This is a genomic window from Acidithiobacillus ferriphilus (assembly GCF_028215975.1).
Lineage (GTDB): Bacteria > Pseudomonadota > Gammaproteobacteria > Acidithiobacillales > Acidithiobacillaceae > Acidithiobacillus > Acidithiobacillus ferriphilus.
On the sequence record NZ_CP116458.1, the window covers coordinates 2274444 to 2296936 of the forward strand.

Consider the following 22493-nt stretch of genomic DNA (forward strand, 5'->3'; position numbering starts at 1 on the left):
GATTACCTAAGCACGTCAGTAAAGTGTCCTTGACCGTCCAGTCCGGTATGGGTCGGATGATGCCATTTGCTTTCCGCTGCTGAATGACCGCAATCAGTCTTCTGCTGTCCTCGCGCGGCCTTGACAGAGAAGCGAATGCCAACGTCAAACTCTACCGCGCACTGAGTCACTTGATCCTAGAGATCGTGCCCTTAGATCCGGGGCTGGATGAGTACCGACAGGACAATACAATGGGCCAGGATTACCGTCACTGGCGCCGAGTCAAGATTGGGCGCAGGTTCCGGCTGTTCTTTCGCTATGACTCCAGAACGCGAATTATTGTCTATGCGTGGGTCAATGATGAACAGACCATGCGCTCCGCCGGCAGCAAGTCCGGTCCCTACGCTGTATTTCGGAAAATGCTGGAACAAGGGAGGTCCGCCTGATGACTGGGCATCCCTACTCACGGCAAGCCAGTCAGCTTGGCCATGAGCAATGCTGATTGGTTAGCAACATGTGCAACAGTCGGTCCCATACTGAGATACATACCAGTGATCGGTACAAGGTTCGCGCCCGCTGGTTTTGTTCCAGAACAGTCAGATGAATATACCGCAAATCATCGGGGCAGTTTTATTACGACCAGCGAGATGATCATAACTGGTGTTCTTTAATCCGAGTGTTTACTGTTTCTCTCCGGGCACACCGTAATGCCGCCCCTTCCATGCGCCACCCCGGCCACCGTAATGACGACGGGCAGAATCCAACGTCATGAGCGTGTAGAGCAGGGCGGCAAGGGGCAAGCTGAACATCCACAACGGATTCAGCGCATAAAGACGCAGGGAGGGCAGATAGGCCGTCAACATCAGCATGCAGGCCAGCAGCGCGGGCAACACCAACCAGATATTTCCCGTCCAAAGACCAAACAGCAGCACCCCTACCGGCCAGACATAAAGAAAAATCATCCCTAATGTCGCCCCCAGCAAGCGCCAGGGGCTGAACTGCAGTTGCACATAGGCGGAACGCGCCACCATCCGCCATATTTCGCCAAGCCGCTGGTAATCACGCAGACTGTAGCTCTCCGTTCCCAGACCCAGCCAGATAGCTCCATGGGGCTTCACTAAAGCCGCTAACGTGCAGTCATCTATGAGCGCCCCGCGCATGGCAGCGAACCCACCCGCCTTTTCGAGGCTCTCCCGCCGCAGCAGCATACACCCTCCGGCAGCGCCAGCCAGCGCCCGGCGCGGGTTATTGACCCAGGGAAAGGGATACAGCATCTGAAAGAAGAAGATGAAGGGCGGAATCAGCAGACGCTCCCAAAAACTGCGACAAGAGAGCATCACCATCAGAGAGACCAGTGACCGGTCTTGATCCTCCACCTGTGTGACAAGGCGTTGCAGAACATCCTGCCCATGAACAATATCGCCGTCGGTGAACCAGAGCAGCGGCACCAGGCCTGCCGCATTCACCCCCTGGGCCATGGCCCAGACTTTACCCGCCCAGTTTTCCGGCAGCGGCGCACCTCGCAACACCTCCAAACGGGAAGCAGCATCCACCCGACATGCCGCTTCCCGGGCACGCTCCGCGGTGCCGTCGCTGCTCTGGTCGTCCACCACGATGACGTGCAGCACACCGGGGTAATCCTGCCTTAATAGAGCACTTACACAGTCACCAATACCCTCTGCCTCATTACGCGCAGGCACCACAGCGGTAACTTCCGGCCAAGTACGCTGCGCGCCGTTTTCGCTAAGGGGAAGACGCTGATCTGCCCGCCAAAAGGCGCCCCGCCCAAAGAGCAGTATCAACCAGACCAGCAAGGCTGACCACGCGGCCAACAGAACCCACCAGCCACTCAAGACTGAATGCGCCACTGCCCTTCTGCAGAAGTACTGGCACCAGGGTCCTCTACGCCACGCCGCATGCACTCCTGCTTGATGGCAAGGCGCAGGTCATTCTGCGAATCGGCGCCGCGCAGGGCGTCTTCATATTCCACCAGCCCATCCATAAACAGTTGTCGCAGGCTCTGATCAAACGTCTGCATACCCACATCATTCGTCCGCGCCATGGCGTCTTTCAGCAAGCCCACTTCACCCTTGTAGATCAAATCGGCAATGGCCGGGGTATTGATCAGCACCTCTATAGCGGCGACTCGCCCGCTCTGCCCCTTGATCGGCAACAGGCGTTGTGAGACCACGGCGCGCAAATTGAGTGAAAGATCCATCAACAATTGTTTTTTACGGTCCTCCGGGAAAAAGTTGATGATACGTTCAATGGCCTGATTAGCATTGTTCGCATGTAAGGTCGACATACACAAGTGTCCGGTTTCTGCATACGCCATGGCATGATCCATGGTATCACGACTACGCACTTCGCCGATCAGAATAACATCTGGCGCCTCACGCAAGGCGTTCTCCAGCGCCCGCTCGTAATTCAGGGTATCTATACCCACTTCGCGTTGATTAACGATAGACATCGCATTCTTGTGAAGAAATTCAATGGGGTCCTCAATCGTGAGAATATGGCCCGCCGCATTCTGATTGCGATACTGAATCATCGACGCCAGAGAGGTACTTTTACCAGAGCCGGTAGCCCCGACGAAGAGCACCAGGCCCCGGGAAGTCATGGCCAGGTCTTTCAGTATGGGCGGCAGCCTGAGCTGTTCCAGGCTGGGAATTTGCGTCTTGATGGCGCGCAAGACAAAGCTCAGTTCACCGCGCTGAAAAAAGCCATTGACCCGGAAACGCCCAATCCCGGGCGCAGAGATGGCCATATTAATTTCTTTTTCCCGCTGGAATTCCTGCAAGCGCTCCATGCCCAGAATTTCTTTGGCCAGATTCAGCACCTGACTCGGCTTCAGCATCTCGGTCCCTAACGAAACCGCCTTCCCGTCAATTTTCATGACCGGCGGCGAGCCTACGGTGAGGTAAAGGTCAGAGCCATTTTTTTCCACCATCAAGACCAGCAGATCATCCAGCACAGACATAAATTATCCTCAGGCCACATTCATAAAGCTGTCTTTGTTCTGAACCCTACGCAAGGCATCTTCGCGGGTTACTTTGTGGGCACGCACCAGGTCGGCAAGGCACTGGTCGAGAGTTTGCATACCCTGATTTTGTCCGGTCTGGATCACCGAGTACATCTGCGCCACCTTATTTTCGCGAATGAGGTTTCGGATGGCCGGTGTGGCAATCATAATTTCATGCGCGGCGACTCGGCCTTTACCATCGGCCGTTTTGAGCAGGGTCTGAGAAATAACCGCGCGCAGGGATTCTGACAGCATCGCGCGAACCATATCCTTTTCCCCCCCAGGAAAGGAGTCGACAATACGGTCGATGGTTTTCGGCGCCGAACTGGTATGCAGCGTCGCAAACACGATATGGCCCGTTTCCGCCGCAGTCAGAGCCAGGCGCATGGTCTCCAAGTCACGCAATTCGCCCACCAGAATAATATCCGGATCTTCACGTAAGGCTGAGCGCAGGGCATGTTCAAAGGAATGGGTGTTGGCGCCTACCTCGCGCTGGTTGACGAGACACTTCTTGGGAGTGTGCAAAAACTCGATGGGATCTTCAATGGTGATAATATGGTCGGCGCGGTTCGCATTGATATGATCCACCATCGCTGCCAGCGTCGTTGATTTACCCGACCCCGTCGGTCCGGTGACCAGCACCAGTCCGCGCGGTACGTTGATGATCTCCATAAAAGACTTGGGTGCATTGAGATCTTCCAGACTCAGCACCTTGGCGGGAATCGTCCGGAACGCCGCCGCGGGCCCACGGTCCTGGTTGAAGGCGTTAACCCGAAAACGCGCCACGCCGGGCAGTTCATAGGCAAAGTCGATTTCCAGATTTTCCTCATACCCCTTCCGCTGGGAATCATTCATGATGTCGTAAATCATGCCATGTACGGCCTTTCTGTCCTGCGCCTCGACATTGAGAGGGCGGATATCGCCGTTGATCCGCAGCATGGGCGACAAACCCGCCGAGATATGCGTGTCCGAAGCATTGTTTTTCACCGCGAAAGCAAGCAGTTCTGAAATGTCCATCATGCAGCTCCCAAAGAAACGTCCCGTGATTTGGGACCAAAGGCTATTGCGCGTTACTATAGTCGACATTGACCATTTCGCCCACCTCTGCCGGAGACCGATGCCCCTCGCCGAACGCCTAGCCCATGTGCAACGTGAGATTACCAATCGTCCGCCGCAACGTCTGCTCGCCGCCAGCAAGGGTGTCGCGGCAGAGACACTGCGTCGCGCCTATGTACTCGGCCTCCGTCACTTCGGCGAAAACTATCTGCAGGAAGCCCTGGACAAGCAAATGGCGCTGAAAGATCTGGATGGCATCGTCTGGCACTTCATCGGCCGCATCCAGCGCAACAAGACTACCGCATTGGCTCGGCATTTTGACTGGGTGGAGAGTGTAGACCGCCCGCTCATCGCTGAACGACTCAATACCGCGCGCACGGGCATGGTGGCGCCGTTAAACGTGCTTATTGAAGTCGCCATCAGCGCGGAAGACAGCAAAGGGGGTTGCGTCCCGGAAGAAGTTCCCGAATTGGCCCTCGCCATTTCCCGATTATCCCATCTACGGCTGCGCGGCCTGATGGCCCTGGTTCACCCACAACCGGGGCAGGCAGACGCCGACTTCCGCCGGATGGCAGAACTTTTCCTCACGCTGCAACAAACCCCGGTCCATGCCGATCTGGACACCCTCTCCATGGGCACTTCGGCAGACTACCCCCAAGCCCTGCGACACGGCGCCACCGAGATCCGTCTTGGGACCATCCTCTTCGGGGCACGTACCCAGGAGTCCTTATGATTACTCAGAATATCGTCTTCATTGGTGCCGGCAACATGGCACGCGCGCTCATCGCCGGCCTGCGGCTTCAAGGCGTTACGGGTGAGCAGATTCAAGTTCACGCCCCCAGCACCGTGCACCGTGATGCGCTTGCGGAAGAGTTCGGTATTCGCAGCCTGCCAGCGGCAGCGCAACGTTTGCCGACCAACAGCGTGGTCATCTATGCCGCCAAGCCGAAGCAAATCTCGTCGGTGCTTGCGCTGTGGCGACAGGCCTTTGCCGATGCCGGGGTGCTCTTTCTCTCCGTCGCCGCGGGCGTCGGCAGTGCGCGCATCGCCGCCGAGCTGGATGCCGGGAGCGCCATCGTACGCAGCATGCCCAACACCCCGGCGCAGGTGGGTGCCGGAGCAACCGCCCTTTACGCCCGCGATTCGGTGAACACCGCACAACGTCAGACCGCCGCAACCATCATGTCCAGCGTGGGCCAGATTTACTGGCTGAGTGATGAGTCACTGATGGATGCCGTTACCGCACTTTCCGGAAGCGGCCCCGCCTACGTCTTGCTGTTTCTGGAGGCGCTCGAAGATGCCGCCGTGCTGCAGGGCCTGGACCGGCCCACCGCCCGCGCCCTCGCCTTACAGACCGTGCTCGGGACCGCGCAAATGGCTGCTGCCAGCGTGCTCAGTCCAACCGAGTTACGCCATCAGGTCACCAGTCCGGGTGGCACCACGGCAGCGGGTTTAGCCGCCTGGGAAGAGCATCTGCGGCCACTGGCGCAGCGGGCCCTGGCCGCCGCGGCCGAGCGCAGCCGCGCTCTGGGCGGCGCCAAAAAGGATGTACCATGATCGAACTGAGTATTATAGCAGCACGCCTTACCAGCCTTGTCCTGACCCTGCTGTTCTGGGCCATTCTCATCCGCGCCGTCCTGTCCTGGGTACAGCCCGATCCGCGCAAGCCGATCGTCCAGTTCCTCGAGCGGGTAACCGGCCCCATTCTTTATCCGCTACAACGGATCATACCGCCACTGGGGGGCATTGATCTCAGTCCGTTGGTGGCCATGCTCCTCATCGAGTTGCTCAAAGGTCTGCTGGTCAATGCCATCCTCAATTTGGGCGGCTAACCCATTTCCAGCAGGCTGCGGCGGCATATGACACCCATAGAAGCACCACCCCCATACCTGCGCGTACAGGGTGGCGATCTGTATCTACGCGTCCGGGTACAGCCGGGTGCCAAAACCGATGCCATCAGCGGATGCCACGGCGATGCCCTCAGGATCCGTCTGCGCGCCCGGCCCGTGGAGGGCGCTGCCAACACTGCCCTTTCCGCCTTCCTCTGTGCTACCCTACACCTCAAAGGATCGCAGATTACCTTGGTGCAGGGCGAGAGCGCGCGAGACAAAACACTGCGCATCCGCGCGGCGTCTGCCGATGTTCAGGCCCAACTCAGAAAATACGCGGAATCCTCTCACCCACCTGCTCTCAACAGGGACGACCGATGAACACCACCGCACCATCCCAGACTCTTGATGCCATACTCGAAATCTATGCCAGCCCCTTCAACGATCTGATTTTTGAGGCGCAAAAGGTGCATCGGCTACACTTTGATCCAAATGCCATCCAGTGCTCCACCCTCCTGTCCATCAAGACAGGTGGTTGCCCTGAGGATTGTGGCTACTGTTCACAAAGCGCCCATCACCAGACGGCGCTCAAGGCAGAAGCCCTCATGGACCTCGAGCAGGTTCGCGCGGCCGCACAGGAGGCCAAGGCCAACGGGGCCCAACGCCTGTGCATGGGGGCCGCCTGGCGCGCGCCTCACGACAAGGACATCGAAAAAGTCGCCGCCATGATTGGCGTGGTCAAAGAATATGGCCTGGAAAGCTGCGTCACGCTGGGCATGCTCAAGCCCGGGCAGGCAGAACGCTTACAGGATGCCGGCCTCGACTACTACAACCACAATCTCGACACCTCACCCGAGTTTTACGGCGAGGTCATCCACACCCGCAGCTATCAGGATCGCCTCGATACACTGGAGACGGTGCGTAGCGCCGGCATCAAGATTTGCAGCGGCGGCATCCTCGGCATGGGTGAATCCCGCCGTGACCGGGCACGTATGCTGCAGATACTGGCACATCTGCCGCAAGCCCCGGAGAGCATCCCTATCAACGCCCTGGTTCCCGTTCCCGGCACTCCGCTGGAAGCGGCCGAACCCATTGATGGCTTCGAGTTTGTGCGCACTATTGCCGTCGCTCGCATACTCTTTCCCAAGGCCTATGTACGACTCTCCGCCGGGCGCGGGGCCATGAGCGATGAATTGCAAGCGCTCGCCTTCCTGGCCGGTGCCAACAGTATTTTCCTTGGGGATCGCCTGCTGACGACAGATAACGCCAGCATGGGCCACGACCAGTCGCTGTTCAACCGACTGGGGCTGCACAGGAGCGACACCTGATCACCCACGCCAAGACGAGCCCGGGCAGACCCTGCTTTATCTCAGGAGGAGTGGTCGCCAAAAGACAAGGGGATAGAGTAATCCAGCATGATCTCATCTTCACCAGGATCCTCCTGGGCGATATATGCGTTTGAAATATGGGCGATTTTAAGCCCAAATCGTGATTGATTCGCAAACTGATAGGCCAGACTCAACTCCAGGCGGAACTGGAAGACGCCATCCAGATATTTGCCCCGCCCCCGATTATACCCGCCTATGCCGAGCACTGGCGTCAGCACCCAGTGATTCCAGGCGACGTCCGAGTACAAGCCGGTATAACCCATGAAGCCGCCATTGGTATTAGCGACAATCCCCCACAACGCACCGATGCCAAATAATTTGGAGGCAGACTGGTATTCCAGATCGAGTTCGGGAAGGGTCGCATTACCGCGATGTCCGGGACCGGGTTTAACACCCGCCGCATTAAAGGCACCAATGCCGGCACTGAAATAAGCAGGACCGCCCTGAATCACATGCAATCCTGTATCACCTGCCTGCGCCGACCCGGTCACCAAGACACCCAGTGCAGCGCTACCCATAATCCCTACCCAGACTCTCATATCTTGCTTCATGACCACTCCTATTAGAGACACATCGACCGCCTTGCCGACAGGAATCGTTTGCGTTATGGTATAAACCGAACGGTCAGTATGCGTTCGCTCGGCATACGTGTCAAAAAATTATGACCACTCTGAGCCACACAGATATTACGCGCAAGACCTTATGTTAAATGAGTTCTTCGCATGAATCGACTTTCAGAAACAGGTCCGGAGCGTCACTCGGCTGCCTGAATTGCAACAAGGAATACATATGCGCTGGCTCAAACGCCTTCCGGTTCTGATCATCATCATCGTCGTTGCTTTTAGCGCCTACGCCTACTTCCAGATTGCTGATTACTACCCCAACACGGACGATGCTTATGTACATGCTCATGTCGTGGACATTGCGCCGCGGGTAACAGGGCATATCGTCGCTATTTTTGTACATGATAATCAGGTCGTGCAGGCTGGACAGCCTCTGGTCAAAGTGGACCCGCGGGCCTATCGCTACGCTCTGCAGAAGGCAGAGGCTGAATTGACGCAGGCGGAAAGGCAGACCGCCGCCATTCGGGCCAACATTGCCGGAGCGCAGGCCAATATCAGCGCCGACCAGGTCAATTATCAGAATGCCCTGCGCAACGCACAACGCGCGGCGGCATTGGCGGCGCAGAAATACCTGTCTGCGCAGCAGGCAGACAATCAGTTGACCGCCGCGCAAAGTGCCGGAGCGCGCTTGGCCGCTGATCAGTCTGCCCTGGCGGAAAGACGGGCACAGCAAGAACTCAACGCCGCTCGGATCACCGCCGCCAAGGCGGCGGTCAGCACCGCGAAGATGTACCTTTCCGAAACCACCCTCTACGCGCCCATCACCGGGGTCGTCAGTAAAGTGGATAATATCCATGTGGGCGACGTGGTCAATGTCAATCAAGATTTGTTCCCCCTGATTGGCAATGCGGAATACTGGGTTGAGGCCAACTACAAGGAAACCGATCTCCACCGGGTACATCCTGGCCAGACTGCAGAAGTCACCATTGATATGTACCCTAACCATCGCTTCAAAGGAAGGGTAGTGAGCCTGAGTGGCGGCGCGGGCAACGCCTTCTCTCTGCTGCCCCCGGAAAATGCTACGGGTAACTGGGTCAAGGTGACGCAACGCGTGCCCGTGCGGGTCCTCATCACCAACCCGGACCCCAAGTTCCCGCTCCGGATCGGTACCAGCGTGTCGGTAACGGTGGATACGGGCGGAGCACCGCGTTGGGTCAAGGCACTGCGGCCATTCCTCTGAAAACAGATATTAATCAGAGATCAACGTGCCCACACCCGCGTCGGTGAATATCTCCAGCAACAGTGCATGGGGTACCCGACCATCAATGATATGCGCGGCGTGGACCCCGGCGACCACCGCATCCAGACAGCACTGAATCTTGGGTAACATGCCGCCATAAATATGGCCATCGGCAATCATCCGGTCCACCTCAGCGGCTTCCAAATGCGTGCGCAGCCGTCCGTCCTGATCCAGCACTCCGGCGACGTTGGTCATCAGAATCAGTTTCTCGGCCTTCAGCGTCGCGGCGAGAGCGCCTGCCACCAAATCTGCATTGATATTGTAGGATTCCCCCTGGGGGCCTACACCAATCGGCGCCACCACCGGGATGAATTCGCCCTGATCCAGCAGTCGGATAACATCCGGGTTCACCCGTGCCACCTCACCCACCAAACCGAGATCAACATCGTTGCGGCGCAAAGGACGAGCGTGCAGCAATCCACCATCCTTTCCCGTCAACCCCACCGCCCGTCCACCCGCCCGGTTGATGGCCTGCACGATCTCCTTGTTAACGCGCCCGCCGAGCACCATTTCCACCACCTCCATGGTGGCCGCATCAGTCACGCGCATGCCATCCACAAAATGAGTCTGCACCCCGAGCCGCCCCAGCATGGCGCCGATCTGCGGTCCGCCGCCATGTACCACCACTGGATTCATACCCACCTGTTTCATCAGAGTCACATCGTAAGCAAACCGCTCCTGGAGCTGGGTTTCGGTCATGGCATTGCCGCCATATTTGATGACGATGGTACGACCATGGAAACGCTGCATGTAAGGCAACGCCTCTACCAATATATGCGCCTGCAAGTGGGGATCATTGTGCATAGAGTTCATCGTGTACTCGTCGTATCTACCGAAGACGCTGGAATCAGTCCACGCAAAAGAATTTCCACAATTCCAGCGTCATATCCTGCGGGATCGTCGGCAAAAGTGACGGGTGGATAATGACGGAGGATATCGCGGGACTGGAAAAAGAAAACATTCGCACCCAACAGCAGGGTTGCCACTAGCGCCGGGTCAAAATCCACCCGCAGTTCACCCCGGGACTGACCGGTCTCGAGCACTGCGACCAGTGCCGAAAATACATCAGCAAAGCCCTGTTCGGCGAACTCCTGTGCTCTGGACGCCCCTTTTTCGAGAATTTCCCGCCATACCAGACGCACCCATTCCGGTCGGTCTAACAGTGCCTGGAGATGGCCGCGCGCGAAATGCCGGAGCACATCCACCACGGCTCCGTGGGCGTCGACCGCATCATTGAGCAATGTCCGCAAACTTTGGCTGGCCGCACGCAATACCGCAAGATAGAGCGCATCCTTGTTGGGAAAATAATGATAGATATTGGCTTTGCTGATACCCGCCTGCAAAGCGATGGCGTTCATGGAGACGGCATCAAATGCCTTATCGGAGAAAAGTTTTTCAGCGGCCGCTAAAATCCGCTGTCGTCCCTCCCCTTCGATTACCAGTGGCAAATCCCCCATGAGCCCTCCGCCTCCAATCTGCATATGGCGACCACAGTTGCACAATGCCCGACCAATCGGTCAATATCCGGGCAGTGTAGCACCACCCATGGTAATTGTCCCCCTATGGACAAGGGCCGATAGTTATCCACCATCCGCCTGCAATTTGCTATTCTAGACACCACAGGTGTCGACTAAGGAAAACCACACATGTTTACCCACACTCCCAGCCAGGGAGATCTGTCTTTCGCTTTATTATTGCGGGCGCTGCGCGGCATTACCTTATGGCAACCCATTCTGGTGTACGTCATCGCCGTTTTCCTGGGCATGTCTGGTCTGGAACTCTTCGCACAATGGCCTGGGGGATGGGCTGGCCCCACTATTGGGGTGATTATTCTGCTGGTCAGCTTTGGTGTTGGCTACCTGGGCGCCGGCGGTATTCTACTGCACGAGGCGCGCGGTGACCCATTGCCGGGAATAGTGAAGAGTCTCCGCTTTGGTATACGGGCGCTGCCGCGCCTGCTGGGGCTGCTGATTATTGAAAGTCTTTTGCTCTTGGGTATTTTTGTCGTAGAAGTATTGGGATTTCTCGCTTGCAAGATACCAGGGATTGGCGCGATGCTTTTTGTCCCGCTCTTCCCTGCCAGCATGCTGGTAAACGCCATTGTTTTTGTCCTCGCCATTATTGTCTTCAATCTCTCCGGACCCGCTTTATGGCACGGTGAAAGCGTAGGCAACTCACTCCGTCATACCATCGCCATCGCCCGCAATAAACCAGGTTCTATTCTGCTGATGATGCTGCTGCTCGCCGCGTTGGCAACTGGTATGGGAATCATCATCGCGGTGATTCTCTACACTGGATACAGCATGGCACTAACGGCTGCCACCCCTGTGCTGGCCACGGAAATCATCCGCAGCGCAGACATGTTCTGGCAAATGCTGGGGGCGCTGTCTGGCGACAGACTCATCAGCGGTGAAATACTTGTGCAGCCGGTGGCAACAAACACCTCCTTATATAGCGCGGGGCTCAGCATGGGGGTCGGCCTGGCCAGTGCGCTGGTTTTTATTCTCCCTAATGTAGTGTTCCTGCTGGGTATAGCGCATATCTATATTGAGGCTCTTGAACTGATAGCACCGGAGGATGTCTAATTTCGTCATGAAAAAATGTATACGTCTACTGGAAATTGAGAAAAACCGCTGCCAGAGTTGCGGTATGCCGCTACAGTTTGATCCCCAAGGCGGGGGGACGGAGACTGACGGCAGTCATAGCACTTGTTACTGTAGCTACTGCTATGAGACGGGGCAATTCAAGGAGCCGGAACTAACGCTGGACGCCATGCAACACCGTGTCCGTCAACTGATGCGCAACCGCAATAACCCATGGTATATCCGCGCTTACATGGCGCACCGCGTACCGACGCTGGCCCGTTGGCGGAGATGCAAAAGGCGTTAGGGGAGGGTAATAGGGTAATGTTGTATATTAAGAAGCCTCCGCAGTTCACCACTTCGGAGGCTTCTGGTACTTAAAAAGCTGCTCAGATCGGGGATTAAATCGCGGAACGGGGACGTCGGCCACGACGAGGCTTCAGCTCCTGCATGAGCGCGTTTCCACGATCATCCAACTCACCCAGCAAATGGCTATCGTCACCCACGCGACCACGAACTTCGGCGATAGCCGCAAGAATCTGCGCAGGCTCCCAATCAGGCACCAGACGAGAAATGCGGTCCATCAATGACCGCCGTTGTGCTTCACGCTCACGACGTGCGCGTGGGTTTTCCTGCAAACTTCGCTTCTGTTGCTCGAATTTTGCCAACTGCTCACGCAACCGCATTTCTGTCTGTCGTTGCTTCTCTTCTAAATCCGCCAAACGCTCTTCTGAGGTACGGCGGTGACGTTTCTTTGCTTGCGCTTCCATGCTCGATCACTCCTTGAAATTAGGTTGCCATGGCGGAAAAAATCACCAATGCAATAATTATGTCAGCTTGTTTTTGCTTTGGCAAATACAAATGCATCGGCAAAAATATGTTCCGGATTCAATCCTGCCCCCTGTAAAGCATCGGATAAGGAAAACACCATATCTGGATGCCCGCAAATATAAGCGTCGATTGCGCTCGCGTCTGGAAAATCATGAATGACTTGTGCGGTAACATAACCAGTGGCTCCCGACCAGGAGGCGTCCGGGCGTGATACCATCCGGGTTACCTGAAAATGGTCATGGCGCGACTGCCATTCACTCAGTAAATCGTGGCAATAAAAATCTTCTGCATGGCGTACACCCCAATAAAAATGGATAGGTCGTGTCGAGCCCTGCGCGAAGAGCGACTCGAGCATACCCTTAATAGGCGCAAAGCCTGTGCCAGTGGCAACCATCAACAAAGGACGAGTGGATTCCTGACGAATAAAGAAAGTGCCTAATGGGCCTTCAAAGCGCAGTATGTCCTTTTCTTTTAAGGCACCAAAAACATGCCCGGTAAAGGCGCCACCAGGCACCTTTTTAATGTGCAGTTCTAACAATGCATCATCGCCGGGTACATTGGCGAGGGAAAAGCTCCGTCTGCCGCCATCTTTCAGAAGGATGTCGATGTACTGCCCAGGAAGGAACTGCAGGCGCTCTGTAGTCGGAATCTTTAGAAAGAGAGCACGCACATCAGGTGCTAAATCCACTATTTTAGCCACCCGCGACGGTAGGGTTTTAATCTGGATATCCTTGGCGGCGCCGATCTCCCGGACTTCTATGATTACATCGGACAAGGGCGTTGCCTGACAGAAGAGCGCCAAACCCGACGCCTTCTCCGCAGCCGACAATACTTTTTCTTCCACCTTCCCGTAATCCACTTCGCCGCTGAGAATACGTCCCTTGCAGGTCGCACAGGTGCCATTGCGACAGCCATAGGGGATGTTAAAACCATGCCGTAGAGCGGCCTCCAGGATAGTTTCATCATGGTCGCAACCCATCTCGTGGCCACTGGGTTCGATATGCAGATGGTAAGGCATACGCACTTCCTTTCGTAAAAATTTAAAATATTTTAGGGGCATTCTAACAGATGCGCGGCATAATGCCCTGCTTCAGGGGTACTCCCGGTTGAGATCATAGCGATTCACAATCCGGCAAAATAATTCCGCCGTTTGGCGCGCATCATAGAGTGCTGAATGCGCCTGGGTGTGGTCCCAGTCCAGACCGGCGGCCATAACGGCCTTGGCCAGCACGGTCTCACCATAGGCCAAACCGGCCAGACTGACGGTGTCAAAAGTACTGAAAAGATGAAAGGGATTGTTTTTAACGCCCGTTCGCTTTTCTGCTGCTTTGATAAACGACAGGTCAAAAGAGGCATTGTGGCCCACAAGAATGGCACGCCGACATTGGGCAGCCTTTACAGCCGTGCGCACCGGCCTGAAGATCCCGCGCAAGGCCTCTTCCTCGGAAATCGCACCGCGCAGTGGCTGAAATGGATCAATACCGGTGAATGCCAATGCCGCCGGATCAAGCACGGCCCCGGCAAAGGGTTGCACATGAAAGTGGTGAGCGGCTACCGGCCGTAACTGCCCTACTTCGCCGCCGATGATAATCGCAGCCACTTCTAACAAAGCATTACGATCAGGATCAAATCCCGCCGTTTCCACGTCGACCACCACCGGCAAAAAGCCGCGAAAACGTCCGGCTAAAGCCGCCATTAGAGTATTACTCCTCAATACGTTGAGAAAAAACCAGGGCGTGTGGCGCGGCCAACAGCACCGCGGTGGAGACACTTAAGGTTACCGACGCAGTCAACATCACCATCACTACCAATTGCATGGATACCGCAGTGAGTGGCGCCATACCGGCCAGAATCATACCTGCGGTAATTCCTGGAATATGAATCATGCCAACACTTTTCAGGCTGTCGATAGTCGGGATCAACGAGCTGCGCACAACGCTACTATACAGACTACGCATGGCCTGGCGATGGTTGGCGCCGAGGGCCAACATAGCCAGCAACATATCCTCGCGCTGGCCCACCTCGCTGCGCAAACGATTAAGCGCCAGCGACACCGCGTTCATCGCGTTGCCAATAATCATACCACCAATGGGGACGAATGATTCGCCGCGCCAAAAAACCAACCCGGACATGAGCATCCAACCGAGGGTGACCACAGTCGCCACCGTAATGCTGATCACCCCGATCCAGTAGGCATGAGGGATACCGGCACCGCGCTTACGGTTGAAACGACCGGCCATCAGGATCATGATCACCAAGAAAAGTACCAGCAAAAACGGTTGGTGCTGGCGAAACAGCCAACCCAGCAAAAACCCCATGATCCCTAATTGAATCGTCGCCCGCGCCGCAGCCCAGAGAAGTTCCTTGCCTACACCGAGACGCTGCCAGGCGGACAAAGCCCAGGCGCTGCCCAAAAGGCCCATCACCCCCACTATGGTCCACGGCGATAAGGTGCTGAAAATATCTGGTGCGGCATTGTTCATTCGCGCTTCCGTGCCGCTGACAGCAGACGCCAGTCACCCGCCACAAAGCCCTCCAGGGGGCGAAAGCGCTTTTTATAGTCCATTTTCGGGCTGCTGGCGACCCAATAACCAAGATAAAGGTAGGGCAGGCGCTGTTTCCTGGTCCATTCAATCTGACTGAGAATAGCGAAAATACCCAGGCCACGTTGCGGCAGATCCGGCGTGTAAAAAGTGTAAACCGCAGATACACCACCGTCCAGCACATCCACCAGTGCCACCGCTAGCAGGTGATCGTCCTGCTCAAAGACCAGCAGGCGGGCATCAACGCCACCAGTTTCGACAATCATTTCCCGGTACAGACGATCCGCGTGTTCATCCATGCCTCCCCCTGGATGCCGCCAGCTCTGATATTCGGCGAAGAGGCGAGCGTGGGCGGCATCCCATTGCGGGGCCTGTTCACGTATTTGAATTCCCTGGTTCCGCCCCCAGGTGCGGCGCTGGCCACGATCCGGCTGAAACTCCGCGACGGGTATACGCACGGAAATGCAGGCATCGCATTGCGGACACATCGGGCGGTAGGCCACCGAGCCATTGCGCCGAAATCCTTTTTGCAAGAGCTGGTCATATTGGACATTGCCCACCATCTCGCGGGGGTCGCTGAGCACCAAAAGTTCTTCCTGGTCCGGCAAGTAGGGACATTTCTGCAAAGCGGATATATAGAAGGCCATGACTAAAACATCTCGTGCAAAGATAAGGAGATTTTCCAGTCAGCTTGTGGGTGTTGGGTGCACAGATCGGCAAGCGCTTGCAAGAAAGCGCTGCGTGTCCATTCACGCGCACCCATGCTTTGCAGATGTGGGGTGATGAACTGGGTATCGATCAGGCCAAAGCCCCAGTGCTGGAGATGACGCGCTAGCAGGACAAGGGCCAGCTTGGAGGCATCGGGCACCCGACTGAACATGGACTCCCCGAAAAAGAGCCCGCCGAGGGCGACGCCGTAGAGCCCGCCGACCAGCCGGTCCCGCTGATAGACTTCTAAAGAGTGCGCCGCTCCGGCAGCAAACAGATCCAGATAGGCGGCACGTACCGCCGGAGTAATCCAGGTGCCGCTCTGCCCGGCGCGCGGCTCCGCACATAAGTCGATAACACCGACAAAGTCGCTGTCCATGTGGTATTGCCAATCCCCGTTACGGGCCGACTTGCGTAAACTGCGGCTAATATGTACCGCCGAGGGTTCCAGGACAGCACGGGGATCAGGGCACCACCAGAGAATGGGGTCTTCCTTAGCAAACCAAGGGAAAATGCCCTGCGCGTAGGCCCTGAGCAGACGCTCCCGAGATAAATCTCCACCGATGGCGATCAGATTGCCGTCGGCCTGCTCCGGGTCGGGAAAAGGGGCTGATCGGTCGTAATCGCGCAGGAGGACCGGACATACGCCTTCAGGGCGCAACTGCACTGCCTCCTGCCTGCATCAAAGACCAACCCCCCCATTGCGGTACCAACTATCGGTAACTATACCCGTTTTGAAGTGCTTGCAGGGCCGCCACCCGCGCTTCCAGGCTGGGATGCGTAGCAAACCAACCGCGCCAGCTTCCGGAAATGTAAGCTGTCGCCATGGGATCGCGCACCACGTCATGCACCACATGCATGGCGTCCGCCCGCTGATGCAGTTTTTGCAGCGCCGAAACCATCGGGGCCACACCCACCTGTTCGGCAGCAAAACGATCTGCCGCAAACTCCCGGCGGCGCGAAAACCAGGTGATAGGAATCAGCGCTAGGAAAGACAGGCCAATCTGCAAGACTATGGACACCATAAACGCGATCATGGGCCGGTCATCAAACTGCCGCGCGGCCAACATGGACAGCCAGAATACAAACGTATTCATCAAGCCTTGCAGTAAAGTGGTACTGACCATATCGCCATTGTATACGTGCCCCATCTCATGGGCCAACACCGCCTGCACCTCATTGTCGCCGAGCAAGTTGACCAGACCACTGCTTACCGCAACCATGCTATGATTGCGGCCCGGTCCGGTAGCGAAGGCATTAGGCTCATCATTCCAATACATCCAGACTTCCGGCATGCGGATGCCCAGGCGATTGGCGAACTGCGCAACCGAGTCGTACACCAAATGCTCCTTGGCCGACTGCGGTGTGTCGATACGTTGCATCTGCAGCCCCGCACGCGCCAGATGTTTCGACATCAGCAGCGAAATAAAGGCGCCGCCAAAACCGATCACCAACGCCCAGAGCAGGTCCGTGTTGCTCACCGAGCCACGCAGATCCACCCCAAACAAGGGTAGAACAAAATTAACCAGAATGGCAAAACTGATCGACAGGCTGACAAATATCAGCAGGTTTGTCACCACCAACAGCAATATGCTCTTGAATGACTTCATGACACGCACGCTCCATCAGAATATCTTGACCCCTCCCGCGAGGCCGTGAATTTTCATCCCGACATCGCGGCTGATTGTCTTTAATGTTTTTTTGACAATGCGGAGTCAGTCTAACATCAATATAAGGACGCCGAAAGAGACAGATAAGGACTTAGAACGGCGGCGGACCAGTGCGGTATATAAGGCAACACCCCCAGGCAAGGCCCCGGTAAACACTGTTGCAAGGTCTCCAAGGTACCCTCTGCGACCGCAAGATTCGGGGTGTTCGCCACCCATCCGGCGAAGGGCAGCCCCCGTGCGCGGATGGCCTCGACACTCAGCAGGGCATGGTTGATGGCCCCCAGCCGCAAGCCCACCACCAGCAGCACCGGGAAACGCAGGTCCTCAGCCAGTTCTGCAAAGCCCCAGTCAGCACCCAACGGCACGAGAAACCCACCCGCGCCCTCCACCAGTACGCAGTCCATCGCCACGGATTGCGCCCGGACGAAGGCTGCGATACGCCCACGATCCAGGGTGACGCCCACTTGCCGCGCCGCCCAGTGGGGGGCCAGCGGCGGGTCGAAGGCGTAGAGGTTGGTTTCGGCAATACTGCGCGGGGGCTGGCTGGCGGCGCGCAAAATTTCCACGTCCTCCCAGGTACCGTCGGCCTCGGCCCCCGAGACAACGGGTTTGAGGGCCGCAACTCGCATGCCGTGACTGGCGCAGAGGCGGGCCAATGCCGCCGTGACGGCAGTTTTGCCGACGCCCGTGTCGGTGCCGGTAATAAAAATTCCGCGCGCAGGGCGCGCTTGTTGGCCTTGCGATCGCTGTTCCCGCGTCACGGGCGGCGGCGCAGTTGGGTCAAGGGGATGGCGACACTGCCGTCTGCGCGCGAAAAGGCAAGCGAGCCGCTGCTCCAGGCATGCCCATAGACGACTTCATAGGTGGCCGGCAGCCGACCATCGGCGCGCAGACGCTCATAGGCTTGGCGCAGCACCTGCAGACGGCGCGGAGTAAGCAGACCGCGGGCGCGCCCTGAAGCGGCATTGGTGGCACCGATGTTACGCAGGTCGCGGAGGAGATCATCCACCGTCGCATAGGTGAGCTGATAGCATTCCACATCCAACACCGGCATTTCGTAGCCCTGACGCACCAAGGCATCACCAATATCATGCATATCGATAAAATGACTGACGTGGGGACGTTCATCCACCGCCGCGAAGGCCTGACGCAGTTCTTTCAGCGTGTCAGGACCGAGGGTGCTGAACATCAGCAGCCCCCCAGGGCGCAACACCCGGGCAAACTCGCGCAGCACTTGATCCAGATCATTGCACCACTGAATGGACATATTGGCGTAGAGCAGGTCGATGGTGGCCGTCGCCAGCGGCAGGCTTTCCGCATCGCCCTGACAAAAATGTTGACGCTGCCGCCAGCCTTTGCGACGTCGAGCCTGCCGTAACATATTCGACGCCAGATCCAGGGCGAGCAGCCGCGCCTTGGGATAGCGGCGATTGAGACGGCGGCTTTGCAGACCGGTACCACTGCCCACATCGAGTATCCACTGCGGTTCCAGTTTGACGAGGTCCAACCGTTCAATGAGCTGTGCGCCGACTCGATCCTGCAAGACGGCGCTGGCTTCATACGCCGCTGCGGCCTGCTCAAAGGCCCGCCGCACGGCACCTTTTTCCATGTGGAAGGCAGGGTTTTCGGAACTCATCCCCAGGTCTCCAGCAACGCCTGGGTACAGGCTTGCGGCTGCGCCAGAAAAGGGGCGTGGCCTGCCTGCCCTAACCGGGTGATCCGACTGCCAGACAACCGCGTGTGGAGATAGTCGGCGGCACCGATGGGCACAATACGGTCCTGTCGCCCGTGCAGGAGTTGCACCGGCATGGGCAGCGCCGTCAATTGCGCGCGCAAGTCCACCTCCCGCAACAGCCCCAGCCCATCGGCAAGGCAGCGCTGATCCGGCATAGGCCAGGCACTCAGGCCTTCCAGAGCGCGGCGTCCCTGTGGATCGTTCAACACCTGCAGGGCAAGGAAACGCCGCCGGGTACCCTGCGGGTCTTCGCGCAGGCGTTGAGCGAAATCCTCCAGAGTCGCGGCAGGGATGGCCGGGAACCAGTCGGGGCGCTGACAAAAGGCGGGGGAGCTGGATACCAGCACCAGTCCATCCAGCAATTCAGGGTGCTGCAAAGCGATGCCCAAGGCCAATAAACCCCCGAGGGACCAGCCGAGCAACAGGGGCTTGGGGGCCTCCTGGACAAGCATCTGGCGGAGACCTTCCAGACTGCCTGACCAAGCCAGGCCGGAGGGCGCACAGGGTGTCTGCCCGTGACCGGGCAGATCGTAGCTGATACAGGTGAAATGCGCATCCAGGAAGGGCCGCCAGGAAGCGAAGACCCGACTTTCCATCCCCCAGCCGTGGAGCAACACCAACGGGCGCCCCTGACCACTGACCTGACGCGCCCAACTCATAAGATGCCCCGGAGCGCGGCAGCCAGAAGCTCGATATCATCGTGGCTGTGCGCCGCGCTGAGGGTGATACGCAGGCGCGCGCTATCGGCAGGCACCGTCGGTGGCCGCACCGCCGGGCAGTAGAGGCCGGCGGTGCGCAATTGGGCACTGACAGCCAGCGCCCGCCGCGCATCGCCCAGCAAGAGGCCCTGAATAGGTGTCTCGCTGGCCAGCCAGGGAGCGTCGGGCACTTGCGCACGCAGATGCTGCCGGTGCTGCGTCAGGCGCTCGCGCCGGGCATCGCCATACCGGAGAAGATCCAGTGCGGCGAAGGCGGCAACCGCCAAGGCCGAGGGCAGGGCGGTATGATAGATGAAGCTGCGGGCGCGATTGCGCAGGAGATCCACCAAGTCCTGACTGCCAGCCACGAAGGCACCATAAACACCGAAGGCCTTACCCAGAGTGCCCATGATGACGTCTACCTCATGGAGCTTCATGTTCCAGTGCGCCACCGTACCTTTTCCCTCCAACCCCAGCACCCCAAAAGCATGGGCTTCGTCGAGGATGATCCCTGCATCATATTGCCGCGCCAGGGTGGCGAGTTCAGGGAGCGGGACGATATCGCCATCCATGCTGAACACCCCGTCAGTGATGATCCAGGCCTGTCCCCGGCCGCCGCGTTCCAGCCATTGCGCCAGATGCGTCATGTCGCCATGCCGGTAGCGATGCAGGCGCGCGCCTGAGAGGCGCGCCCCATCCACCAGCGAGGCGTGATTGAGACGGTCGGCATAGACGCGATCACCGCGTCCGACCAGCGCGGAGATGACCCCCAGATTGGCCAGATAACCGCTACCAAAGAGCAGCACCGCCTCCACCCCCAGCCAGCGGGCCAGGGCGTCTGCCAGCGCCGCATGGGCGGGCCGCTCGCCACCGAGCAGCGGCGCCGCACCAGCCCCTACCCCGCCCTGCTGGATTTCGGCGATGGCGGCGTCACGTAAGGCCGGTTCTGCACTCAGACCCAGATAATCATTACTGGCAAAGGACAAGAGCGGTTCGCCCTGCGCCCCCACAAAAGTGGGCGGCCCACGCTCCGGCGCAGGTTGCAGAACCTGCAACTCCCGCCAGAGGTCCTGCGCACGCAAGGCGGACAATTCAGCGCGCCATGATTCTTCCCGTTCGCTATGCATAGCTTCTTATAGGGAGAGGCCTGCGCCTTGTCAATGGAGGGCGGAGGCGAGAGAATCAGATCCGGTGACAACGACTGGCGTTGCCAAACGGCTTTAACTTAAGCAAAGGAACTTCTTGCAACGGATCCTTTCACACTTGTATCGGCTACCCGACGCAGTGGGGCACTTCAGCCACTGGCTATTTCCGGAATGCTGTCGCGCCTGTGCCGCGCCCGGTGTCCCGCTCTGTGCCGGTTGTTTCGGCGACTGGCCGCGACTGCCCGCCGAGCGTTGCAGTTATTGCGCGCTACCTTTGTCAGACAACGGGGACTGCCCGGCCTGCTCGGTGGAAGCCCCCACCTATGACCATGTCCATACCCCGTTTATCTATGCCGAACCCCTGAACACCGCCATCATCGCGTGGAAGTTTCAGCAGCGTCTGGACTGGACCAGGCCACTGGCCGATGCGTGGGCCAGTGCCTGGGGCGGGCATCCGCCGTCCCGCCCGGACGCGCTGCTGCCCGTGCCTCTGCATCGCCAGCGCCTGCGCGAACGTGGTTACAACCAATCCATGCTGCTCGCCCGTCACTGGGGCAAACGCTGGAGAATCCCGGTCATCCCCGGAGTGCTGCAACGTCGCCGCAATACCGGCCACCAACTCGGACTGAGCGCAACCGCCCGACGGGACAATCTGGAGGCGGCCTTCGCCTTGCGCGGGCGCGTTCCGGATCACGTCGCCATCGTCGATGACGTGCTCACGACCGGAACCACTGCCGCGCAGATTGCCAGCACCCTGCGGGACGCCGGCGTACAGCGCGTTGACATCTGGGTGCTCGCCCGTGCCCTCTGAGAGTCCGTTGGCGCCTGAGCCATTTTTGCACGTCATCCTGTATGAGCCGGAAATTCCTCCCAACACCGGCAATGTCATTCGCCTCTGCGCCAACACCGGAGCCACCCTGCACCTTGTGGAACCCTTGGGTTTTGCCTGGGACGACCGCCGCCTGCGCCGCGCCGGGCTGGATTATCACGAGTTCGCGCAGGTGCATCGCCATGCGGACTGGGCAGCCTGCCGGGCACTTTTAGACAATGCGCGCGTCTTTGCATTCAGCACCAAGGGAACGCAGCTTTATCACGACGTCGCGTACCAGCCCGGCGATGCGCTGCTTTTCGGCCCGGAGACCCGCGGCTTGCCTGCCAGCCTTCTGGACAGCCTGCCCGCTACGCAGGTACTGCGCCAGCCCATGCGCCCCGGCCAGCGCAGCCTGAATCTGTCCAACGCCTGTGCTGTCGCGGTCTTCGAGGCTTGGCGGCAAATGGATTACCGTGGCGGCACGTGAATCAGCACGTGAATCAGATGGTAACTGCCGCAGGTATTTACTGGCGATATATCGCCTCAACCGTCGCCCACAGTTGACACCGCCCCTTCCCACGCATCCGACCGGACGGTATCTTGTGTTAAACTGGCTCACCAAGACACCAAGAA

The 22493-nt window shown here is 58.1% G+C and carries 28 protein-coding genes; 11 read left to right on the forward strand and 17 right to left on the reverse strand.

All coding sequences use genetic code 11. The features are described from left to right. The first annotated feature begins 83 nt into the window (after positions 1 to 83). Positions 84 to 425, forward strand: coding sequence for a type II toxin-antitoxin system YhaV family toxin (locus PJU76_RS11400; protein WP_271779611.1), 342 nt, complete (start codon positions 84 to 86; stop codon positions 423 to 425). 234 nt (positions 426 to 659) lie between these two features. Here PJU76_RS11400 and PJU76_RS11405 read toward each other — a convergent pair whose 3' ends face one another. The 3 genes from PJU76_RS11405 to PJU76_RS11415 are packed head-to-tail and all read right to left on the reverse strand — an operon-like array spanning position 660 to position 4021. Beyond that, positions 660 to 1847: a glycosyltransferase gene (locus PJU76_RS11405; RefSeq protein WP_271779612.1), complete on the reverse strand. Its 1188-nt coding sequence runs from the start codon at positions 1845 to 1847 to the stop codon at positions 660 to 662. Beyond that, positions 1829 to 2959 carry a PilT/PilU family type 4a pilus ATPase gene (locus PJU76_RS11410; RefSeq protein ID WP_271779613.1) on the reverse strand — a complete coding sequence of 377 codons (1131 nt, stop codon included), beginning with the start codon at positions 2957 to 2959 and terminating at the stop codon, positions 1829 to 1831. The genes PJU76_RS11405 and PJU76_RS11410 overlap by 19 nt, the downstream gene beginning before the upstream one ends. A 9-nt stretch (positions 2960 to 2968) precedes the next feature. Next, a complete protein-coding gene (locus PJU76_RS11415) occupies positions 2969 to 4021 on the reverse strand; it encodes a type IV pilus twitching motility protein PilT (protein ID WP_269194872.1) in 1053 nt (350 codons plus the stop codon). 97 nt (positions 4022 to 4118) lie between these two features. Here PJU76_RS11415 and PJU76_RS11420 point away from each other — a divergent pair, with 97 nt between their 5' ends. From PJU76_RS11420 to bioB, 5 genes are read left to right on the forward strand one after another with little or no spacing between them, the layout of a single operon-like run. Further along, complete coding sequence (locus PJU76_RS11420; protein ID WP_271779614.1) at positions 4119 to 4790, forward strand: YggS family pyridoxal phosphate-dependent enzyme; 672 nt, start codon at positions 4119 to 4121, stop codon at positions 4788 to 4790. Continuing rightward, on the forward strand, positions 4787 to 5614 hold the full coding sequence (gene proC / locus PJU76_RS11425) for a pyrroline-5-carboxylate reductase (protein WP_215861232.1): 828 nt from the start codon (positions 4787 to 4789) through the stop codon (positions 5612 to 5614). The genes PJU76_RS11420 and proC overlap by 4 nt, the downstream gene beginning before the upstream one ends. Then, a complete protein-coding gene (locus PJU76_RS11430) occupies positions 5611 to 5889 on the forward strand; it encodes a YggT family protein (protein WP_064219961.1) in 279 nt (92 codons plus the stop codon). The genes proC and PJU76_RS11430 overlap by 4 nt, the downstream gene beginning before the upstream one ends. Before the next feature lie 27 nt (positions 5890 to 5916). Then, on the forward strand, positions 5917 to 6267 hold the full coding sequence (locus PJU76_RS11435; RefSeq protein ID WP_271779615.1) for a DUF167 domain-containing protein: 351 nt from the start codon (positions 5917 to 5919) through the stop codon (positions 6265 to 6267). Beyond that, on the forward strand, positions 6264 to 7214 hold the full coding sequence (bioB, locus tag PJU76_RS11440) for a biotin synthase BioB (protein ID WP_215861233.1): 951 nt from the start codon (positions 6264 to 6266) through the stop codon (positions 7212 to 7214). The genes PJU76_RS11435 and bioB overlap by 4 nt, the downstream gene beginning before the upstream one ends. Positions 7215 to 7255: 41 nt before the next feature. Here bioB and PJU76_RS11445 read toward each other — a convergent pair whose 3' ends face one another. Beyond that, positions 7256 to 7825 carry an acyloxyacyl hydrolase gene (locus PJU76_RS11445; RefSeq protein WP_215880127.1) on the reverse strand — a complete coding sequence of 190 codons (570 nt, stop codon included), beginning with the start codon at positions 7823 to 7825 and terminating at the stop codon, positions 7256 to 7258. Positions 7826 to 8063: 238 nt separating this feature from the next. On the opposite strand from PJU76_RS11445, the gene PJU76_RS11450 reads away from it, so the two are divergent. Further along, entirely contained in the window at positions 8064 to 9077 is a 1014-nt protein-coding gene (locus PJU76_RS11450; protein WP_271779616.1) for an HlyD family secretion protein, read from the forward strand. A gap of 9 nt (positions 9078 to 9086) precedes the next feature. Here the strand turns inward: PJU76_RS11450 and argB are convergent, their stop codons facing one another. Together argB and PJU76_RS11460 are read right to left on the reverse strand one after the other, a co-directional pair. After that, positions 9087 to 9950, reverse strand: a complete 864-nt coding sequence (gene argB, locus PJU76_RS11455; protein ID WP_271779617.1) for an acetylglutamate kinase — start codon at positions 9948 to 9950, stop codon at positions 9087 to 9089. Beyond that, on the reverse strand, positions 9947 to 10594 hold the full coding sequence (locus PJU76_RS11460) for a TetR/AcrR family transcriptional regulator (protein WP_271779618.1): 648 nt from the start codon (positions 10592 to 10594) through the stop codon (positions 9947 to 9949). The genes argB and PJU76_RS11460 overlap by 4 nt, the downstream gene beginning before the upstream one ends. A gap of 189 nt (positions 10595 to 10783) precedes the next feature. Here PJU76_RS11460 and PJU76_RS11465 point away from each other — a divergent pair, with 189 nt between their 5' ends. Then, positions 10784 to 11722 (forward strand): hypothetical protein, encoded by a 939-nt coding sequence (locus PJU76_RS11465; protein WP_271779619.1) that lies wholly within the window; start codon positions 10784 to 10786, stop codon positions 11720 to 11722. Positions 11723 to 11729: 7 nt separating this feature from the next. Beyond that, positions 11730 to 12026, forward strand: a complete 297-nt coding sequence (locus PJU76_RS11470) for a zinc ribbon domain-containing protein (protein ID WP_271779620.1) — start codon at positions 11730 to 11732, stop codon at positions 12024 to 12026. Positions 12027 to 12120: 94 nt separating this feature from the next. Here the strand turns inward: PJU76_RS11470 and PJU76_RS11475 are convergent, their stop codons facing one another. From PJU76_RS11475 to bioF, 11 genes are all read right to left on the reverse strand, one after another. Continuing rightward, the gene (locus tag PJU76_RS11475) at positions 12121 to 12489 is read right to left on the reverse strand and encodes a hypothetical protein (RefSeq protein WP_271779621.1); all 369 of its coding nucleotides are present in this window, start codon (positions 12487 to 12489) and stop codon (positions 12121 to 12123) included. A gap of 62 nt (positions 12490 to 12551) precedes the next feature. Next, positions 12552 to 13610 carry a CDP-6-deoxy-delta-3,4-glucoseen reductase gene (locus PJU76_RS11480; RefSeq protein WP_334212462.1) on the reverse strand — a complete coding sequence of 353 codons (1059 nt, stop codon included), beginning with the start codon at positions 13608 to 13610 and terminating at the stop codon, positions 12552 to 12554. A 30-nt stretch (positions 13611 to 13640) separates the two neighbouring features. Further along, positions 13641 to 14246 carry a ribonuclease T gene (rnt, locus tag PJU76_RS11485; RefSeq protein WP_271779623.1) on the reverse strand — a complete coding sequence of 202 codons (606 nt, stop codon included), beginning with the start codon at positions 14244 to 14246 and terminating at the stop codon, positions 13641 to 13643. A 7-nt stretch (positions 14247 to 14253) separates the two neighbouring features. Then, positions 14254 to 15033, reverse strand: a complete 780-nt coding sequence (locus tag PJU76_RS11490; protein ID WP_271779624.1) for an ABC transporter permease — start codon at positions 15031 to 15033, stop codon at positions 14254 to 14256. Beyond that, positions 15030 to 15740, reverse strand: a complete 711-nt coding sequence (locus PJU76_RS11495; RefSeq protein ID WP_271779625.1) for an arginyltransferase — start codon at positions 15738 to 15740, stop codon at positions 15030 to 15032. The genes PJU76_RS11490 and PJU76_RS11495 overlap by 4 nt, the downstream gene beginning before the upstream one ends. Positions 15741 to 15742: 2 nt before the next feature. After that, positions 15743 to 16468, reverse strand: coding sequence for a leucyl/phenylalanyl-tRNA--protein transferase (aat, locus tag PJU76_RS11500; RefSeq protein WP_271779626.1), 726 nt, complete (start codon positions 16466 to 16468; stop codon positions 15743 to 15745). Between the two features lie 46 nt (positions 16469 to 16514). Next, positions 16515 to 17411, reverse strand: coding sequence for a protease HtpX (htpX, locus tag PJU76_RS11505; RefSeq protein ID WP_271779627.1), 897 nt, complete (start codon positions 17409 to 17411; stop codon positions 16515 to 16517). A 116-nt stretch (positions 17412 to 17527) separates the two neighbouring features. Beyond that, positions 17528 to 18232, reverse strand: a complete 705-nt coding sequence (bioD, locus tag PJU76_RS11510) for a dethiobiotin synthase (RefSeq protein ID WP_271779628.1) — start codon at positions 18230 to 18232, stop codon at positions 17528 to 17530. Continuing rightward, the gene (gene bioC / locus PJU76_RS11515; RefSeq protein ID WP_271779629.1) at positions 18229 to 19107 is read right to left on the reverse strand and encodes a malonyl-ACP O-methyltransferase BioC; all 879 of its coding nucleotides are present in this window, start codon (positions 19105 to 19107) and stop codon (positions 18229 to 18231) included. Before bioC ends, bioD begins: the two co-directional genes overlap by 4 nt. Next, positions 19104 to 19865: an alpha/beta fold hydrolase gene (locus PJU76_RS11520; protein WP_271779630.1), complete on the reverse strand. Its 762-nt coding sequence runs from the start codon at positions 19863 to 19865 to the stop codon at positions 19104 to 19106. The genes bioC and PJU76_RS11520 overlap by 4 nt, the downstream gene beginning before the upstream one ends. Continuing rightward, a complete protein-coding gene (gene bioF, locus PJU76_RS11525; protein WP_271779631.1) occupies positions 19862 to 21031 on the reverse strand; it encodes an 8-amino-7-oxononanoate synthase in 1170 nt (389 codons plus the stop codon). The genes PJU76_RS11520 and bioF overlap by 4 nt, the downstream gene beginning before the upstream one ends. A 115-nt stretch (positions 21032 to 21146) precedes the next feature. On the opposite strand from bioF, the gene PJU76_RS11530 reads away from it, so the two are divergent. Both PJU76_RS11530 and trmL read left to right on the forward strand, forming a co-directional pair. After that, the gene (locus PJU76_RS11530; protein WP_271779632.1) at positions 21147 to 21860 is read left to right on the forward strand and encodes a ComF family protein; all 714 of its coding nucleotides are present in this window, start codon (positions 21147 to 21149) and stop codon (positions 21858 to 21860) included. Further along, positions 21850 to 22347 carry a tRNA (uridine(34)/cytosine(34)/5-carboxymethylaminomethyluridine(34)-2'-O)-methyltransferase TrmL gene (gene trmL / locus PJU76_RS11535; RefSeq protein WP_334212463.1) on the forward strand — a complete coding sequence of 166 codons (498 nt, stop codon included), beginning with the start codon at positions 21850 to 21852 and terminating at the stop codon, positions 22345 to 22347. The genes PJU76_RS11530 and trmL overlap by 11 nt, the downstream gene beginning before the upstream one ends. The last annotated feature ends 146 nt before the right edge of the window (positions 22348 to 22493 follow it).